This window comes from Rhodospirillales bacterium, assembly GCA_016712595.1.
GTDB lineage: Bacteria > Pseudomonadota > Alphaproteobacteria > Rhodospirillales > Defluviicoccaceae > Defluviicoccus.
This window is the reverse complement of sequence record JADJQT010000002.1, coordinates 1,027,794-1,042,208: the sequence shown is the minus strand read 5'-3', so window position 1 is coordinate 1,042,208 and position 14,415 is coordinate 1,027,794. Positions and strand designations below refer to the sequence as shown.

General features: G+C 64.8%; 13 protein-coding genes. 11 read left to right on the top strand and 2 right to left on the bottom strand.

Features of this window, described 5'->3' with window-relative positions; genetic code table 11:
• Positions 1–122: 122 nt before the first annotated feature.
• Complete coding sequence (locus IPK66_16500) at positions 123–1,763, bottom strand: mechanosensitive ion channel (GenBank protein ID MBK8176793.1); 1,641 nt, start codon at positions 1,761–1,763, stop codon at positions 123–125.
• A gap of 432 nt (positions 1,764–2,195) precedes the next feature.
• Here IPK66_16500 and IPK66_16495 point away from each other — a divergent pair, with 432 nt between their 5' ends.
• The 4 genes from IPK66_16495 to IPK66_16480 are packed head-to-tail and all read left to right on the top strand — an operon-like array spanning position 2,196 to position 5,896.
• Entirely contained in the window at positions 2,196–4,112 is a 1,917-nt protein-coding gene (locus IPK66_16495; GenBank protein ID MBK8176792.1) for a carbamoyltransferase, read from the top strand.
• Between the two features lie 9 nt (positions 4,113–4,121).
• A complete protein-coding gene (locus IPK66_16490) occupies positions 4,122–4,532 on the top strand; it encodes a sxtJ (protein ID MBK8176791.1) in 411 nt (136 codons plus the stop codon).
• Complete coding sequence (locus tag IPK66_16485) at positions 4,533–4,685, top strand: hypothetical protein (protein ID MBK8176790.1); 153 nt, start codon at positions 4,533–4,535, stop codon at positions 4,683–4,685.
• A gap of 8 nt (positions 4,686–4,693) precedes the next feature.
• Positions 4,694–5,896 carry an SGNH/GDSL hydrolase family protein gene (locus tag IPK66_16480; protein ID MBK8176789.1) on the top strand — a complete coding sequence of 401 codons (1,203 nt, stop codon included), beginning with the start codon at positions 4,694–4,696 and terminating at the stop codon, positions 5,894–5,896.
• Between the two features lie 22 nt (positions 5,897–5,918).
• On the opposite strand, the gene IPK66_16475 is transcribed toward IPK66_16480, so the two are convergent.
• On the bottom strand, positions 5,919–6,326 hold the full coding sequence (locus IPK66_16475; protein MBK8176788.1) for a hypothetical protein: 408 nt from the start codon (positions 6,324–6,326) through the stop codon (positions 5,919–5,921).
• Positions 6,327–6,622: 296 nt separating this feature from the next.
• Between IPK66_16475 and frdA the strand changes: the two genes are divergently transcribed.
• The 7 genes from frdA to lspA all read left to right on the top strand — a co-directional run bounded on the left by frdA (position 6,623) and on the right by lspA (position 14,392).
• Positions 6,623–8,386, top strand: coding sequence for a fumarate reductase (quinol) flavoprotein subunit (gene frdA, locus IPK66_16470; protein MBK8176787.1), 1,764 nt, complete (start codon positions 6,623–6,625; stop codon positions 8,384–8,386).
• Positions 8,383–9,126: a succinate dehydrogenase/fumarate reductase iron-sulfur subunit gene (locus IPK66_16465; protein ID MBK8176786.1), complete on the top strand. Its 744-nt coding sequence runs from the start codon at positions 8,383–8,385 to the stop codon at positions 9,124–9,126. The genes frdA and IPK66_16465 overlap by 4 nt, the downstream gene beginning before the upstream one ends.
• A gap of 1 nt (position 9,127) precedes the next feature.
• Positions 9,128–9,523 carry a fumarate reductase subunit C gene (locus tag IPK66_16460; GenBank protein ID MBK8176785.1) on the top strand — a complete coding sequence of 132 codons (396 nt, stop codon included), beginning with the start codon at positions 9,128–9,130 and terminating at the stop codon, positions 9,521–9,523.
• 1 nt (position 9,524) lies between these two features.
• A complete protein-coding gene (locus IPK66_16455; protein MBK8176784.1) occupies positions 9,525–9,869 on the top strand; it encodes a fumarate reductase subunit D in 345 nt (114 codons plus the stop codon).
• Positions 9,870–10,040: 171 nt separating this feature from the next.
• Complete coding sequence (locus IPK66_16450; protein MBK8176783.1) at positions 10,041–11,015, top strand: bifunctional riboflavin kinase/FAD synthetase; 975 nt, start codon at positions 10,041–10,043, stop codon at positions 11,013–11,015.
• A 72-nt stretch (positions 11,016–11,087) separates the two neighbouring features.
• Complete coding sequence (locus IPK66_16445) at positions 11,088–13,877, top strand: isoleucine--tRNA ligase (GenBank protein ID MBK8176782.1); 2,790 nt, start codon at positions 11,088–11,090, stop codon at positions 13,875–13,877.
• Positions 13,874–14,392 carry a signal peptidase II gene (gene lspA, locus IPK66_16440; protein ID MBK8176781.1) on the top strand — a complete coding sequence of 173 codons (519 nt, stop codon included), beginning with the start codon at positions 13,874–13,876 and terminating at the stop codon, positions 14,390–14,392. The genes IPK66_16445 and lspA overlap by 4 nt, the downstream gene beginning before the upstream one ends.
• Positions 14,393–14,415 lie beyond the last annotated feature (23 nt).

Here is a 14,415-nt window from a genome sequence, read left to right as displayed (position 1 = left end):
TAGCCATAACCCGGGCGGAATCAATGCCTCGCTCTTTCGGCTTGGTGCCGTCGGGCACGGGTCACGTCGCCTCGACTCTGATCCGGCCGCACGTTGCGGCGCACCCAGTTACAGCACCCATATCATAGGCGGGTGGGCGCGGCGTTCGTGGACGAATCGGACGGATCGAGAGATACGGCGGGGGGCGCGAACCATTCGGACTTCGGCACCCAGACCTTTTCCGCCGGCTGATCCTTGAAGTGCGGCGACATGATCTGCACGCCGAATTCGTTGAAGACGTCCTGAATGTTGGCATGCAGATCAGACAGGACAACACGCTGGACCTCGGGATCGTCAAGGCTGACCAGGAGCTGATATTCGACATAGAAGTCGCTGAGTACGCGTTGGAGCACCCGCGGCTTCGGCGTCGTGCGCACGCCCGGGGTTCGCTCGGCCGCGAGCAGCAGCATCGCATGCACCTGCCGCCACGGTGTATCGTAGCCGATGGTCGCGGTGGTGCCGATGATCGATCCGGTCTCGGCATTGGCGAGGCGGGAAAAATTGGTGATCGAGGTTGCCGCGAGAGCGGCGTTGGGGATGGTGATTTCCTGGAGGGTCGGCGTGACCATTTTGGTCGCAAGAACGCCGATTTCGGTGATTCTGCCCTGAGTCTCGCCGACCTGCACGAACTCCCCGGACCTCAGCGAGCGGGAATAAACAATGACCAGCCCACTCATCACCTGATTGACGAAGCCCGCCGAGCCCAGCGAGACCATGAGGCCGATCAGCACGCTGATCCCCTTGAAGGCATCCGAATGAGAGCCGGGGATGTAGGGATAAGCGACGGTCAGAGCAAAGATCCAGATGAGGACGATGGCAAGGCGGCGGGTGGCACGTGCCGTTTCCGCCTCCAGCCAGCTCACACGCAACCAGCCGCTTTCAACGCTGCGGAAAAACCGGTCGACGGCCTGGGCGACCAGACGGGTGGCGAGAAAGATGACAATGACGGTGAAAAATCCCGGCAGCGCATTCAGCGCGCCCGAGCCCAGCCCACGCAACAGCTCGACCAGCCATATCCCCAGACCCGCGCCCCAGGGACGCGAATAGGGAAACTGCAAAAGAACGTACGTAAGCCACAGGTAACCGGCGGCGAGACCGCCGGCCAGAGCCGTCAGCTTGATCGCGCTCTGTTCGATCGTGCGAAAAAACGGCCTGAGATTGAGGCCGCGCACCCGCAAAGGCCGCGTGACGGCCGAGGCCGCGAGCCGGCGCAGCGCGCGCCGGCGCATCCAGGCGATCGCCCACAGCCCGCCGCCGAACAACGCGGTTGCGCCAGCGCTGAGTGCGATCGCGCGCAGCAAGAGGGCGGCACTCTGTTGCTCGGCACGCGCGAGCAGGGAGTCGCGCAGCCGTTGGGCGACAGCCGCTGCCTCTTGATCGAGGGTCAGTTCCGATTCCGGATCAATGTCCTCCGGCAGCAGCGCGAGGACGGTACGCCCTCCGACGTAGATCCAGTATCCGCTCATTTTGCCCACCGTTGCGGGCACCGCAGTGACAGCGCCGGTCAAGGCGTCGAGCGGAAGATCGGCGATTCGCTGGCCGATGCGCTCGATGCGCGTCTGCGGGGTCAGCGAACCGATCTGGGCGCGCAAGGTGACGATGGTCCGGTTCCATACGCGGAGCGTCGCCGGCTCACCGACGGTCGCCTTGGCCTCGCCGACGCCCGGGGCGCTCTCGTCGGCGCGCGCCGACCCACCGGAAGCGCCGGCGCTCAGCACCATCACGGCAAACACCCAAAGCGCGCATCGAAGCCGAAAGGCGACCCATGGCACACGTGACGTTCTCATTATCTTCCCTGTCTGCGGGCTACGCGGAACCGAGCCATCCAACAGCAAAGTGGTTCCGTGCTGCGCGGTCAAGCGCCCGCTGGCGCCCATTTTCATTGCCGCATATGCGGCTGAGCCTTGAACCGCCGAGCGGCCCCGGGAATCAACGCAGGCAAGAATAACCGGGCTCGCAACCAGCGGCAGACGCTCAGCAGCCCTTCACGGACGCGTCGAGCGGTGGTAAGTCCCATCGCCGTGGCCTTATGCGCAGCCCGGCGGAGCCAATGTGGACGTCGCCCCGCGCGGGCGCTTTCGGGCCGGCAATATCGGCAAAATCAATCGCGCGTTTGGCTCGTGCGGTTTGGGCGTGGGGTTTGGGAAGGGCGTGGGATGGCGATAACCATCTTGGGGATTTCGGCCTACTATCACGACAGCGCCGCGGCGCTGGTGCGTGATGGCCAGATCGTCGCCGCCGCACAGGAAGAGCGATTCACCCGCAAGAAGTTCGATGCCGCCTTCCCGGCGCACGCCGCCCGTTGGTGCCTAAACGAGGCGGACCTGGCGGTGACCGACCTCGACTACGTCGTCTTCTACGACAAGCCGTTTTTAAAGTTCGAGCGGCTGCTCGAAACCTATCTCGCCTTCGTGCCGCGGGGGCTGCGGTCCTTTGCGACCGCCATGCCGATCTGGCTGAAGGAAAAGCTCTACCTGAAGACGGTGCTGCGCGATGAACTGGCCGCCCTCGCGCCGGCAAACGGCCAGAAGCCGAAGCTGCCACCGCTGCTGTTCAATGAGCATCATCGCTCCCACGCCGCCTCGGCGTTTTTCGCCAGCCCGTTTGACCAGGCGGCGGTTCTCTGCCTCGATGGCGTCGGCGAGTGGGCGACGAGTTCGGTCTGGCTGGGCGAGGGAAATCGCCTGACACCGTTGTGGGAAATCCAGTTTCCCCATTCGCTGGGCCTCCTCTATTCCGCCTTCACTGCCTATTGCGGCTTCAAGGTCAACTCCGGCGAATACAAGTTGATGGGGCTTGCCCCCTACGGAGAGCCGACCTACGCCGAGCGTATCCGCAGCCGGTTGATCGACATCAAAGACGACGGCACGTTTCGCCTCGACATGGCCTATTTCAACTACGCCACCGGCTTGACGATGACGAATGCGCGTTTCCACGAGGAATTCGGCGGCCCGCCGCGCACGCCGGAAACGCCACTGACACAACGCCACATGGATCTCGCCCGCTCGATTCAGGTCGTCACCGAAGACGTCGTCCTGCGGCTGGGCCGCACCGTTCACGCCGAGACCGGAGCGAAGAATCTCTGCCTCGCGGGCGGCGTCGCGCTGAATTGCGTCGCCAACGGCAGGCTGGCGCGCGAGGGGCCATTCGAGGCGATGTGGATTCAGCCATCCGCCGGCGATGCCGGCGGCGCGCTCGGCGCCGCCCTGTCAGTGTGGAACGAGTTCCTGGGCAACGCGCGTACGCGCGCCAATGGCGACATGCCTGCTCGTGCCAACGATGACAACGCGCGAACTCGCACCAACGGCTACGATGCTCCCCTTGACGCGATGAACGGCGGCTATCTCGGACCACGATTCCGCGACGAGGAGATCGAGGCGCAACTCAGCGGTCAAGGCGCGGTGTGGACCTGGCTTGACGATGACGTGCTGTTCTCGCGACTCGCGGCTCTGCTTGATCAGGGTCATGTTCTCGGCTGGATGCAGGGGCGTATGGAGTTCGGTCCGCGCGCGCTCGGCGCGCGCTCGATCCTCGGTGATGCGCGCAGTCCCAAGATGCAGTCGCTGATGAACCTGAAAATCAAATATCGCGAATCGTTTCGCCCGTTCGCCCCGGCAGTCCTCGCCGAGCGCCTCGGCGACTACTTCGAGTTCGACCGGCCGAGCCCCTACATGCTGCTGACGGTACCGGTCGGTCAGGCAATTCGTCTCGCTATGAGCGAGGAACAGCAGGCGCTGTCCGGCCTCGAGCGCCTGAACGTGCCGCGCTCGCAGATTCCGGCGGTCACCCACGTCGACTATTCGGCGCGAATCCAGACCGTGCACGCTGAGACCAATCCGCGCTTCTGGCGCCTGCTCAAGGCATTCGAGGCGCGAACCGGGTGCGGCGTGCTGATCAACACCTCGTTCAACGTCCGCGGTGAGCCGATCGTCTGCTCGCCGGAGGACGCATACCGATGCTTCATGCGCACCGAAATGGATTATCTTGCGATCGGAAATTACCTGCTCGCCCGCGCCGACCAGCCCCAGCATCCGGACGACGGCCGCTGGCGCGATGAATTCGAACTGGACTAGGCGAAGGCAATGAGCCAGTCGCGCACCGCCACGCCCGACCGCCGCGCGCTGCGATCGTTCGGCCTGCAACTCGGCGGTTTGATCGCCGGCGTCTTCGGCCTGGTCCTGCCACTGATCTGGGGGCTAGGCATCCCGCTCTGGCCGTGGATCATCGGCGGCGCACTCGTCGCCTGGGCGCTGGCCGCGCCCCAAAGCCTCGCGCCGCTCAATCGCTTTTGGATGGGGCTCGCGCTCGTTCTGCAGCGCTTCGTCAATCCGATCGTCCTCGCCGTCATCTATGCGAGTGTCTTCGTTCCCGCCGGCGTGCTGTTGCGCCTTTTCGGGCACGATCCGATGCGCCGGCGCCTGGATCGCGCCACGGCGAGCTACCGCGCCGCGAGCACGAGCGCGCCGCCCGAGCACATGAAAAGGCCGTTTTGAATGATCGAAGTCGTAAAGGATCTCTGGCTGTTCCTCAACGAGCGCCGCAAACTGTGGATGTGGCCGATCGTCATCTTGATGCTGTTGATGGGCGCGCTCGTCGTCTTCGCCAAGGCGACTGTTATCGCCCCGTTCATCTATACCCTGTTTTGAGCGGGCCAGTGCGCGGGTCTGTCTTTGCCGGTGCCGCCGTCGTCGCCGGCGCACTCATCATCGGCATCCTGGTGCTCGAAGGGGTCCTGCGGCTCGCCGGCATCTCCTATCCCGATTTCTTTCGCGACGATGCCGAGATTGGACGCGCGCTCCGCCCCGACGCGAGCGGATGGTGGACGAGCGAAGGCAATGCGTACATCGAGATCAACACCGACGGTCTGCGCGATCGCGCGCACACGCTCGACAAGCCGGCGAGAACCCTGCGTATCGCCGTGCTCGGTGATTCTTACGCAGCCGCATTCGAAGTTCCGATGCGTCAGACATTCTGGTCGGAGATGCAGCGCGACCTCGAAGGGTGTCCCGCCCTCGCTGGACGCCCCGTCGAGGTTATCAACTTCGGCCTCGGCGGCGCCGGTACGGCCCAGGAACTGCTCATTTTGCGCAAGCGCGTGTGGAAGTACGCACCCGACATCGTCCTCCTCGCGGTGACGACCGGCAACGACGTCAGTGACAATTCCCGCGCCCTGAAGGGCTCATCGCGCGCGCCTTACTTTATCTTCGATGCCAATGGCGATCTGGTTCTCGATCCCGTGTTTGTCGAGAAATCGCAAGACATGCACGAAGGCCGGCTCGAAGGGGGGTGGGAGTGGCTGCTCAACCGCTCGCGAGTGCTGCAGGTGGTGATGCAGGCGTACCGGCAGTTTCGCCTGATGCTGCGCGCCGACCAGGCGAACACGCCGACCGGCGGTGAACTTGGCCTGTTCGATGCGGTCTATCGCCCCCCCCAAACCGCCGTCTGGCGGGACGCATGGCGTGTCACCGAAGCGTTAGTGCACACGATGGCCGCCGAGGTGCGAGAGCATGGAGCGCTCTTCGTTCTGGCGAGTCTCTCCAACGGCGTGCAGGTCGACCCCGACCCGGCGGTGCGCCGGCGAAGCGCCGAACTCGTTGGGGCCGATGACCTCTTCTATCCCGATCGCCGATTCGCGGCGATGGCCGACGCCGCGGGCGTTCCCTCCATCACCCTGGGCCCGGACCTCGCTGCCTGGGCGGAGGCGAACCAGACCTGCGTGCACGGGTTCGCCAACGCCCTGCCCTGTCGCGGACATTGGAACGAGAACGGACACAAACTCGGCGGCGAGATCCTGGCGAGCGCGCTGTGCCGCGACATCTTGCCGAAACGCCTCGCCGGCGAGGCGTCTGAGCGCTGATCGCCAGCGGACCGGACGCCGGTCACCCCTTCGGGCGGCGGGAGACGAGCCGCGGCACGGCACGCAGCACGCGCTCGCGCCGACGATCGCGCAGCGAACGCCGCGACGGCTTCGCCGACACCGGCATCGGGGCGATTTCCTCGGCGGGAAACAGCGCCGCGCGGTCGGCGCGGCTGCGGTTGCGAATCTCGAGGGTCCGCAACGTCCGGGTCACCGTCGGATGGCGGTCGGGGGAGGCGACGCAGGCGAGCAGGTGCGCCCGGGCGATGGCGCGCACCCGATTGAGGATAATGGGGTAGCGGTGGCGGGCCTCACACCACCTGGCGTATGCCGCGACGGTCCACGGGTGGGCCGGCAGCGCGCGCAAGCCGCGAGCGGTACACCACGCCTGGAAGTCCGTCCACGCCTTCTCGCGCTTCCTGTGGGTCAAGTTCTGTCCTTCCCGGCGCCGTGCCAGCAGACTTGGTGACCGGTTAGTCTAGCGGTACGGCAACGGCGAGGGAAGCGCCACAATCCTCATGCGCGAGCGCAACAGGCGACCGGTCGCCTTACCTGCACATAAATAGCGGTTCGCATTGAAGACTATCCTTCGCTCAACCCTAATATACTTGCTTCGAGCAGAAACCAGCCGGATTTCCCTGAGACAAAAGTCGGGCGGCACTGGCAATCGTAGAGAGCCGGGATATACTCCGCGCGCACGATAAGAAGGAGGATCGGGAGAGGTCAATGCACGTCATCAATGCAGACATCGTCATCGTTGGCGCGGGAGGAGCGGGCTTACGCGCGGCGATCGCCGTCGCCGAAGCCGATCCGAACGTCTCGATCGCGCTACTGTCTAAAGTCTATCCGATGCGGAGCCACACCTGTGCTGCCGAAGGCGGCGCGGCGGGCGTGGTCAAGAGCAACGATAGCCTCAACTATCATTTCGACGACACCGTGGGCGGCGGTGACTGGCTCACCGATCAGGACGCCGTCGAATTATTCGTCAACGAGATCACCAGCGAACTCCTGCAACTGGAGCACTGGGGCTGCCCGTGGAGCCGCGAATCCACCGGGCACGTCGCCGTGCGGCCGTTCGGCGGCATGAAAATCATGCGCACGTGGTACGCCGCCGACAAGACCGGCTTCCACATGCTGCACACGCTGTTCCAGACGTCGCTGAAATACCCCTCGATCAAGCGCTTCGACGAGTATTACACGACGGACCTCATCGTCGATGACGGCGTGTGCCATGGCTGTACCGCCATCGAGATGCGCACCGGCGAGATGCGGCTGTTCCGCGCCAAGTCGGTGATCATCTGCTCCGGCGGGGCCGGACGGATTTTCCCGTTCACCACCAACGGGGCCATCAAGACCGGCGACGGGATGGCGATGGCTTATCGCGCCGGCGTACCGCTCAAAGACATGGAGTTCGTCCAGTACCACCCGACGGGCCTGCCGGGCTCGGGCATCCTGCTGACGGAAGGCTGCCGCGGTGAAGGCGGCTACATGCTGAACAAGGATAACTATCGCTACCTGCAGGACTACGGCCTCGGCCCGGAAACGCCGAAACCGGTGCTGAAGGCGATGGAACTGGGGCCGCGCGACCGGCTCAGCCAGGCGTTCTGGCAGGAACAGAAAAAGGGCCGCACAGTGCCGACCAAGTGGGGCGACGTCGTCTGGCTTGATATGCGTCACCTCGGCGAGAAACTGATCAACGAGCGCTTGCCGCTGGTTCGCGACCTGTCAATCTCCTACGTCGCCGCCGACCCGGTCACCGACCTGGTCCCCGTCCGGCCGGTCGTTCACTACATGATGGGCGGCATTCACACCGATATCGACGCCGCAACCCCGGTGCCGGGTCTTTACGCCGCGGGCGAATGTGCCTGCGTCAGCATCAACGGCGCCAACCGGCTGGGCTCCAATTCGCTGGGCGAGTTGCTGGTGTTCGGCGCCCGCGCCGGACGCTTCGCCATCGAGTATGCCAAGACGGCGAAAAAACCCTCCGACGGAGCGGTCACGGCCCTGGCGGCGGACGCCGAGGAGCGGGTGAAGGAACTGTTCAAGCGCCCGGGCGGCAAGGAGCGGGTCGCAAACCTGCGGCGGATGATGAATACCGCCCTCGAAGAGGGATGCGGCATCTACCGCGACGAGAAGTCGCTGATCGACACCTGTAATGTCGTCACCGAAGTCCGTGAACGCTATAAGGAAATCTCTCTCGAAGACAAGAGCTCGGTCTACAATACCGACCTTTATCAAACCCTCGAACTGGGGGCGATGATCGAGTGCGCGGACACGGTCGCCCAGTCGGCCATCGCGCGCAAGGAATCGCGCGGTGCCCACCAGCGGCTCGACTTCGTCGCCCGCGACGACGTCAACTATCTAAAGCACTCGATGGCGTATTACAGCCCGGATGGCACGCCGCGCATCGATTATCTCGACGTGGTCATCACCAAGTCAAAGCCGGCCGAGCGCGTCTACGGCGCCGCCGCGGGAGGTCAGAAGGCATGAGTCAGCGCACCATTCAGCTCGAGGTGCTCCGCTACCGGCCGGAGCAGGACAAGGAGCCGGTGTTCCAGACCTACACGGTGCCGTGTGAGGAGGAATGGGTCGTCCTCGACGCGCTCAACTACGTCAAGGACGAGATTGACCGCACGCTGAGCTTCCGCTGGTCGTGCCACATGTTCGTCTGCGGCAGTTGCGGCTACAAGATCGACGGTGAGCCCAAGCTGGGGTGCAAGGCGTTCCTGCGCGACTACGGCGATAAGATCCGCGTCGAGCCGCTCGACAACTTTCCGATCGAGCGCGACCTCGTCGTCGTCATCGACGATTTCGTCGAGAAGCTGGCAAGCGTCAAACCCTACATCATCCCCAAGGAGGAAAAGCCGATCTCGGCGGGCGAATACCTGCAGACGCCGGCACAGCTCAAGGCGTTCAAGCAGTATTCCATGTGCATCAACTGCTTGCTCTGCTACTCGGCCTGCCCACAGTACGGGCTGACCGAACAGGAGTTCATCGGCCCCGCCGCCCTGGCGCTCGCCCACCGCTACAACATGGATTCCCGCGACGTTGGCCGCAAAGCTCGCGAGGACGTGCTCGCCGCCCACGAAGGCGTCTGGGAATGCAGCTTCGTCGGCGCATGCTCGGTGGTCTGCCCCAAGGACGTCGATCCGGCCGGCGCCATCCAGCAGGCGAAGTTCACCAGCGCCATCGACTACCTCACCTCCCTCGTCGGCATCGGAGGCAAGTAAAATGAGCGGACGCAAGCCTTACGTTCGACACATGTCGAAGACATCGTGGTTTTTGACCCACGCGCGGTTCAAGAGCTACATGCTGCACGAAGTCAGTTCCGTTTTCGTCGCCCTTTATATGTGGCTGCTGATCGATGGACTGTTCGGCCTTGCCGGCGGACCGGAGTCGTGGCAGGCGTGGATCAACTACGTGAAAAGCCCGTTCGTCGTCATCTTTTCGCTCGTTGCCTTCGCTTTCTTCGTTGTCCACACGATGTCATGGTTCAAGGCGGTACCCCAGGCGATGCGAATTCAGCAGGGAGAACACTTCGTCCCGGGAAACCTGATCGTCGGCGCGCACTACGCCGTGCTCGGCGTCGTATCCATATTCGTTCTCATCCTGGCGGGAGTGGCATAAGATGGCGCGTTCGGCAAAAGCAGTTCCCTGGTTCCTGTTCGCCGCAGGCGGCACGGTGACCGCGTTCGTCCTGCCGGTGATGTTGTTCGTCACCAATCTCGCGCCGGCGCTCGGCCTGTTCGACGGAGCGCTCAGCTACGAGGGGATGAGCAACTTCGTCGGCACGTGGATCGTCAAGCTGGCGCTGCTGGGGATCATCGGCCTTGCGGTGTGGCATGCCGCCCACCGCTTGCGGGTTTGCGCGCACGATTTCGGCATCCGTGCCGATACCATCGTCGCGGTGATCGTCTATGGCCTCGCGGCGCTGGGAACGATCGCCACCATCATTGCCCTGCTGCGCATCTGACGCCTCGGCGCGCCCGTACCGTCCCGTTTCGACCGTGTGATCCGGATCGCCGCGGCCAACCGCCGCGGCGATCCTCGTTTTCGCAGCGCTCTTCCCCCCTCAACCCCGGCGGATACGGCCGTCTCACGCTTGCCTCTTGACCCGCAAGCCCCGTTTCGCTCGTAATCAGGCATGCGTGTCTTTCGCCATTTCGAGAACCTTCCGTCCGAGATCCGCGGCGCCGCCGTCGCCGTCGGCAATTTCGACGGTGTCCACCGCGGCCACCACGAAGTGATCAGCGAAGCCGGGCGTATTGCCGGCGCCGCAGCGATTCCCTGGGCCGTTCTCACCCTCGAGCCGCATCCGAAGAGCATCTTCGATCCGGGCACGCCGCCGTTCCGCCTGACGCCCTATCCGGCGAAAGTCCGTCTGATCGGCGAGATCGGACCGATGGCCCTGGTCGTCATCCCCTTCGACAGCGAATTCGCCCGCACGGCGCCGCGAGCCTTCGTCGAGCGCGTGCTCGTCCATGGTCTGGGCGCAAGACACGTCGTCTGCGGTCACGACTTCGCGTTTGGCCACGGGCGCAAGGGGACGCCCGAGCTGCTGCTTTGGATGGGTGACGAATTCGATTTCGGCTTTACGTGCGTGCCCGAAATCAAGGATGACGACGGCGAGCCGTTCTCCTCGACCCGCATCCGCGAGTATCTGCGCATGGGGCGACCCGACGTCGCAGCTCACCTGCTCGGCCGACCTTTCGCCATTGAAGGCGAGGTGGTCAGCGGTGATCAGCGCGGGAGGACCCTCGGCTTCCCGACGGCCAATATCAAGCTCGGCGAATACGTCCGCCCGGCGCACGGCGTCTACGCGGTGCGCGCATGCTTTACGGATGAGACCGGCACCCTCGCATGGCCAGCCGTCGCCAATCTCGGCCTGCGCCCGACCTTCGGCGGTCATGAACCCTTGCTCGAGGCCCACCTGTTCGATTTCGCCGGCGATCTTTATGGCCGGACACTGCGCGTCGAACTCATCGCGTTCCTGCGCGAAGAAAAGAAGTTTGACGGTCTTGAGCTTTTGCGGGCACAAATCGCCGAGGACTGTACGCGGGCGCGCCGGACCTTAGGAGCCGAGGACGGTCCAGCCGTTCTGCGAGCGGCGCGATCCTGATCACTCGCCTGAGGCGGACCAAGTTTCGTGGATTATAAGTCGACTGTTTTCCTGCCGTTGACCGCCTTCCCGATGAAGGCGGGCCTGCCGAAACGTGAACCGGAGATTCTCGCCCGCTGGGAGCGTCTCGATCTCTGGCGCCGGCAGCGCGCCGATGCGGCCGGCCGGCCGCGCTTCGTGCTGCACGACGGCCCGCCTTACGCCAACGGCCACCTGCACATCGGCCATGCCCTCAACAAGATCCTCAAGGACGTGGTCAGCCGTTCGCAGCAGATGCTCGGCCGGGATTCCAACTACGTCCCCGGCTGGGATTGCCACGGCCTGCCGATCGAATGGAAGATTGAGGAAGGCTACCGCGCCAAGGGCCGCAGCAAGGATGAGGTCCCGATTCTCGAGCTGCGGCGCGAATGCCGTGCCTTTGCCGAGCGCTGGGTCGACGTCCAGCGTCGCGAGTTCCAGCGCCTCGGCGTCATCGGTGACTGGGCGCACCCTTACGCGACGATGGACTTCCATGCCGAGGCGCAGATCGTCCGCGAGCTCGGCAAGTTTCTCATGAGCGGCGCGCTCTACAAGGGCGCGAAGCCGGTCATGTGGTCGGTCGTCGAAAAGACCGCCCTCGCCGAGGCTGAGGTCGAGTACCACGATCATACCTCGACGACGATCTTCGTCGCCTTTCCGGTCCATCATTCTTCGCACCCGATGCTCACCGGTGCCTCGGTGGTGATCTGGACGACGACACCATGGACCATCCCCGGCAACCGGGCGATCGCCTACGGGCCGGACTTCGAGTACGCGACCTTCGAGGTGACCGTCGTCCGCGAGGGCAGCCATGTCCGCCCCGGCGACCGTCTGGTCATCGGTGCGGACCTCGCCGACCGGGTGCAGGGCGAACTGAAGATCAGCGATTGGTTGCGGCTTGGCGAGATCGACGGCGCGGACCTCGCCGGCACCGTCTGCCGCCATCCCCTGTTCGAATCCGGCTATGACTTCGACGTCCCGCTGCTGCCGGCGGGCTTCGTCGACCTCGAGACCGGCTCGGGCTTCGTGCATATCGCCCCCGGTCACGGCACCGACGACTGGGATCTGGGGGTGCGGCACGGGGTACCGGTGCCGGACACGGTCGGACCCGACGGGCGCTACTGCGAGACCGTACCGCTGTTCGCCGGCCATTGCGTGCTGACGCCGTCCGGCAAGGACGGCGACGCCAACGCCCTGGTGCTCCAGGCACTCGAGGACGCGCGCGCGCTGCTCGCCAGCGGTAAGCTGGTGCATAGCTATCCGCACTCGTGGCGTTCGAAGGCGCCGTTGATTTTCCGCAATACGCCGCAGTGGTTCATCAGCATGGACCGCACCGGCCTGCGCGCCACGGCGCTGGCGGCGATCGACGAGACCCGCTTCGTGCCGGCAAGCGGCCAGAACCGCCTGCGCGGCATGATCGAGAGCCGCCCCGACTGGTGTGTCTCCCGCCAGCGCGCCTGGGGAGTCCCGATCACCGTTTTCGTCGACAAGCGCTCCGGCGAGCCCTTGCGCGATGCCGCGGTGATCGAGCGTATCGCCGCCGCGATCGAGGACGAAGGCGCCGACGCCTGGTTCGCCGGTGACGCTCGCCGTTTCCTCTCCCCCGAGCACGATCCGGAGCAGTACGAGCCGGTCTATGACATCCTCGATGTCTGGTTCGATTCCGGCTGCACCCACACCTTCGTGCTCGAGGAGCGCGCCGACCTCGGCTGGCCCGCGGCGCTTTATCTCGAAGGCTCCGACCAGCACCGCGGCTGGTTCCATTCCAGCCTGCTCGAATCCTGCGGCACTCGCGGCCGCGCACCCTACGACGCGGTGCTGACCCACGGCTTCGTCATGGCCGAAGACGGCCAGAAGATGTCGAAATCGCTCGGCAACATCACCGCGCCGCAGAACGTCATCGACACGCACGGCGCCGACGTTCTGCGTCTGTGGGTCGTTGGCTCCGACTATTCCGAGGACCTCCGCATCGGTCCCGAGATCCTCAAGCAGCACGCCGACATCTACCGGCGCCTGCGCAATACGCTGCGTTATCTTCTCGGCAACCTCAACGGCTTCGTGGCGGACGAGCGCGTCACTCCCGACGCGATGCCCGAGTTGGAGCGCTGGGTTCTGCACCGGCTCTGGCAGCTCGACGGTACCTTGCGACGCGCCTGTGCCGATCTGCAGTTTCACGGCGTCTTCGCCGATTTGCACGCGTTCTGTGCCGTCGATCTTTCCGCGTTCTATTTCGACGTTCGCAAGGATTCGCTCTATTGCGATCCGGCGGATTCGCCGCGACGGCGCGCCGTGCGCACCGTCCTCGATGCGGTGTTCGACTGCCTGACCGCATGGATGGCGCCATTTCTGTGCTTCACCGCCGAAGAGGCTTGGCTGGCGCGCCATCCGGGCGAGGACGAAAGCGTCCACCTGCGCCAATTTCCGCAGATCCCCGCCAACTGGCGCGATGACGCGCTCGCCCTGCGCTGGGCGGCCGTACGCCGGATCCGTCGTGTCGTTACTGGCGCCATCGAGGTCGAACGGGCGGCAAAGCGCATCGGCTCCAGCCTGCAGACGCATCCGCTCATCTGGGCCGATGCCACCGATCGTGCCGCGTCCGAAGGACTCGACTGGGCGGAACTGGCGATCACCTCGGCGGCAAGCTTCGTCGACGGCGAGCCACCGGCGGACGCATTCTCTCTCGCCGACGTTCCCGGCGTCGCCGTTCGCATCGAGCGCGCGCAAGGCGAGAAGTGCGATCGCTGCTGGCAGATCCTGCCGGACGTGGGCATCGACGCACGGCACCCGAGCTTGTGCCGGCGTTGCGTCGATGCCGTCGACCGCCACCGGGCGGCCGCCGAATGAAGCGATCGCCGCTGCTCGCGCGCGCGCTCGCCATCGCCATCCTGATCATCGCCCTCGATCAGGCAAGCAAGGCGTGGATCGTGCTGGCGGTAATGACACCGCCGCGGGTGATCGAGGTGACGTCCTTCTTCAATCTCGTGCTCACCTGGAACCGCGGCGTCAGCTTCGGAATGTTCAATCACGGCGATCCGCTACCGTCGTGGGTCCTGCCGCTCATCGCCCTTGCCATCGTAGCTTTTCTCCTCGGCTGGCTGTTCCGCGCCGACCGCCTTCCCCTCGCCTATGGCCTTGGCGCCATCGTCGGCGGTGCCATCGGCAATCTGATCGACCGGCTGCGCGTGGGGGCGGTCGTCGACTTTCTCGACATGCACGTCGCGGGTTACCATTGGCCCGCATTCAATATCGCTGATTCGGCGATTACGCTCGGCGTAGTCGTCCTGATCGTCGACTCGCTGACCGGTCCGTCGACCGGCCGGGAGCGGCGATCCGGGCTCGGCAGGGAAACCCGGGAATGACAAACCGCATAAGAATAGTCGCG